The following is a 1,118-nucleotide window of genomic DNA, read 5'->3' on the forward strand; positions in this document are numbered from 1 at the left end:
AAGTCAAATTTTAATTGAGAGTTTGATCCTGGCTCAGGATGAACGCTGGCGGCGTGCCTAACACATGCAAGTCGAACGAACGATATTGAATGAAAACCTCGGTTAGATTTTAATAAAGTTAGTGGCGGACGGGTGAGTAACACGTAAGTAATCAACCCATGACAGAAGAATAACTAAGAGAAATTTTAGCTAAAACTTCATAAATTAATACTACGGGAGTAGAATTAAAGAAAACTGAGGTGGTCATGGACGAGCTTGCGACTGATTAGCCAGTTGGTGAGGTAACGGCCCACCAAAGCAACGATCAGTAGCCGACCTGAGAGGGTGATCGGCCACATTGGTACTGAGAACGGACCAAACTCCTACGGGAGGCAGCAGTGGGGGATATTGCACAATGGAGGCAACTCTGATGCAGCAACGCCGCGTGAGTGAAGAAGGCTTTCGAGTCGTAAAACTCTGTCGTATGGGAAGAAAAAAATGACGGTACCATACAAGAAAGCCCCGGCTAACTACGTGCCAGCAGCCGCGGTAATACGTAGGGGGCAAGCGTTATCCGGAATTACTGGGCGTAAAGGGTGCGTAGGCGGTAATATAAGTTGGAGTTTTAAACCATGGGCTCAACCCATGTCAGGCTCCAAAACTGTATAACTTGAGTACTGGAGAGGAAAGTGGAATTCCTAGTGTAGCGGTGAAATGCGTAGATATTAGGAGGAATACCGGTGGCGAAGGCGACTTTCTGGACAGTAACTGACGCTGAGGCACGAAAGCGTGGGTAGCAAACAGGATTAGATACCCTGGTAGTCCACGCCGTAAACGATGAACACTAGGTGTTGGGAGTAATCTCAGTGCCGTAAGCAAACGCAATAAGTGTTCCGCCTGGGGAGTACGGTCGCAAGACTAAAACTCAAAGGAATTGACGGGGACCCGCACAAGTAGCGGAGCATGTGGTTTAATTCGAAGCAACGCGAAGAACCTTACCTAAGCTTGACATGGGAGTGAAAAATACTGTAAAAGTATAATAGAGCTTGCTCACACTCCACACAGGTGGTGCATGGTTGTCGTCAGCTCGTGTCGTGAGATGTTGGGTTAAGTCCCGCAACGAGCGCAACCCCTATTAC

General features: G+C 47.9%; 1 rRNA gene. It reads left to right on the forward strand.

From position 1 onward, the window contains the following. Window positions 1-10 precede the first annotated feature (10 nt). Window positions 11-1,118 (forward strand): 16S ribosomal RNA (locus BBG48_RS10755); the annotation flags it as partial.

This window comes from Criibacterium bergeronii (assembly GCF_001693775.2).
GTDB classification, from domain to species: domain Bacteria; phylum Bacillota; class Clostridia; order Peptostreptococcales; family Filifactoraceae; genus Peptoanaerobacter; species Peptoanaerobacter bergeronii.